Annotated in this window: 2 protein-coding genes; both read right to left on the reverse strand. The window is 62.7% G+C overall.

The features are described 5' to 3' along the window. Positions 1 to 146 precede the first annotated feature (146 nt). Positions 147 to 911 (reverse strand): IS21-like element helper ATPase IstB, encoded by a 765-nt coding sequence (gene istB / locus ROE7235_RS19265; protein WP_121097599.1) that lies wholly within the window; start codon positions 909 to 911, stop codon positions 147 to 149. Further along, positions 908 to 2,395: an IS21 family transposase gene (istA, locus tag ROE7235_RS19270; RefSeq protein ID WP_121097602.1), complete on the reverse strand. Its 1,488-nt coding sequence runs from the start codon at positions 2,393 to 2,395 to the stop codon at positions 908 to 910. Before istA ends, istB begins: the two co-directional genes overlap by 4 nt. Between the last annotated feature and the right edge of the window lie 118 nt (positions 2,396 to 2,513).

Raw genomic sequence — 2,513 nt, forward strand, 5'->3', positions numbered from 1 at the left:
TGTCAACGGCGGAGACAAAACCGGCCATTTGGCGGCGCAAAACCAGGCCAGTGGCGGAGCACCAAGCGCCATGGCGCGTGCGCTCCCCAAATAGCTGGCGCGTGCCATGGCGCATTGGCCGGGAGGGCCAATTCTGCGACGTGTGATCAGGTGGGAGCTTGAGCTTTTCGGGCGCGGCTTTGGCCGAGGCGATAGCTGTCGCCGTTCATCTCAAGGATATTGACGTGATGGGTCAGCCGATCAAGCAGTGCTCCGGTCAGGCGTTCGGTGCCGAAGGTTTCGGTCCACTCCTCGAACGGCAGATTGCTTGTGATCATCGTGGAACCGCGCTCATAGCGCTGCGAGATCAACTCGAACAGGAACTCGGCACCGGTCTTGGAGAGCGGCACGAAGCCCAGTTCGTCGATGATGAGCAGCTTGACGGCTGCCATCTGCTTCTGGACGCGGAGCAAGCGGCGCTCATCGCGGGCCTCCATCAGTTCGTTGACCAGCGCAGCGGCGGTGGTGAAGCTGACCGAGAGGCCCTTCTGGCAGGCCGCCAGCCCCAGCCCGAGGGCAACATGGGTCTTGCCGGTGCCACTGGGCCCCAAGGCGATGATGTTCTCGCGCCGTTCGATCCAGTTGCATCGCGCGAGTTCCAGCACCTGCATCTTGTTGAGCTTTGGGATCGCTTTGAAGTCGAAGCTGTCCAGACTCTTGGTCGCCGGGAACTTCGCGGCCTTGATACGCCGCTCGATCATCCGCCGCTCGCGATCGATCAATTCCAGCTCGACCAGACGTGCCAGGAACTGGACATGATCCAGCCCTTCGGCGGCGCATTGGCGGGCGAGCTTCTCGTATTCCCGCAGGAAGGTGGGCAGCTTCAGCGTCTTGAGATGATCCGCGAGCAGGATCTTCGGGGTGTCGGTCATGCCGCATCCTCCGACATCAGGGCCATGTAGCTGGCCGCGGATGTGGTCTCAACGTTCGCCCGCGGCAGGTATGGGTAGACATCGAGGTCCAGCTTTGGCGGCCGTTTCTCGACGTGACACAGGACGAGGTGCTTGACGGCATCGAAGCCGACCGCGCCCAGTTGCAGGGCCTTCTTAACTGCGGCGTGGAGATCGTCGATGTCGAAGGTCTCCAGCAGGCGCAGCACCTGCACATATTCCCGGCGTCCGGCCTTGATCATTCGCGCTTCCATCAAGCGGCGCAGGGTCGCGAACTCCGACGGCAGATCCCATTCCGCCAAGGGCGCCGCCTGGTCCAGGGCATTGATCTTCTGCTCGATCAGCGGAAGGTAATGCACCGCATCGAAGACCATATCCTCGCGGTCGTAGCAGCGAGGATGACGGGCTATCACCTCGCCACCGCAGCCGATCACGACCACGTCGACATAGCCCCTGATCCAGACGTCGCGATGGCCGTAGGCGACCGGCACTGAATAATCGTTGGTCTTGTAGCGCACCAGCGCCTGCGAACTGACCCGTCCGGTGACCTGATCGCAGGCATCGAACGGCGCCGCAGGCAAGTCGGACATCGCGGCCAAATCGCGCTCAAGGCGTTGACCGATGGTCTCGGACTGGCCGCGCAGGACATCCGCCTGACGTTTGAGACACTGTGTCTCCAGGTAATCGTTGAACGCGTCCCAGGTCGCGAACCGCGGGATCGGCACCATGAAGTTGCGGCGCGAGTAACCGACCAGGCCTTCCGCATTGCCCTTGTCGTTTCCCTTGCCGGGTCGCCCGTAGCGGTCACGGAACAGGTAATGTGACAGGAACCCGCTGAACAGCGTGGCCCTCTGACGTGCCCCGTCCGGCAGGATCTTCGCAACCAGACAGCGGTCGTTGTCGTAGAGGACCGACACCGGCACCTTGCCGAAGAACGCGAAGGCGTGGACGTGGCCATCCACCCAGGCTTCGGCAGTGGCCGCCGGATAGGCACGGACATAGCAGGCGTCGCTGTGCGGCAGATCCATGACAAAGAAATGCGCCTTCTGCTCAATGCCGCCGATGACGACCACCGCCTCGCCAAAGTCGGCCTGGGCATGACCAGGCGGATGCGCCAGCGGCACGAACATCTCGCGGCCGCGCCGTTCGCGCTGTCGCATGTAATCCTTCACGATCGTGTAGCCGCCGGTGAACCCGTGTTCGTCGCGAAGCCGCTCGAACACCCGCTTCGCCGTGTGCCGCTGCTTGCGATGGACCTCCCGGTCGCCGTCCAGCCAACTGTCGATGATCCCGGTGAAGGCATCCAGCTTCGGTCGTTTGATCGGGGCCGACCGCCGATACCCAGGCGGAACTGAAAACGCCATCATCTTGGATACGCTGTCGCGCGAGATGTTAAAATGCCGCGCCGCCTCACGCTGGCTCATGCCCTCAGCACAGGCCAGCCGAACCTTCCGATACAAATCCACAGTGAAAATCCTCCCGCCCTCCCTGTCGCCAGAAAGGGTAAAAGTGGACGACTTTTACGCCGCCCGCAGCAGGCTCATCCCGCCGCTACCGTGGCCGACTTTCGCACCGCCGTTCTCA

It is taken from the genome of Roseinatronobacter ekhonensis (assembly GCF_900499075.1).
In the GTDB taxonomy this organism is placed as follows: Bacteria; Pseudomonadota; Alphaproteobacteria; order Rhodobacterales; family Rhodobacteraceae; genus Roseinatronobacter; species Roseinatronobacter ekhonensis.

What these genes read in the sequence shown, in the direction of transcription:
- istB (WP_121097599.1), bottom strand. Translation starts at nt 911, where the DNA reads ATGACCGACACCCCGAAGATCCTGCTCGCGGATCATCTCAAGACGCTG.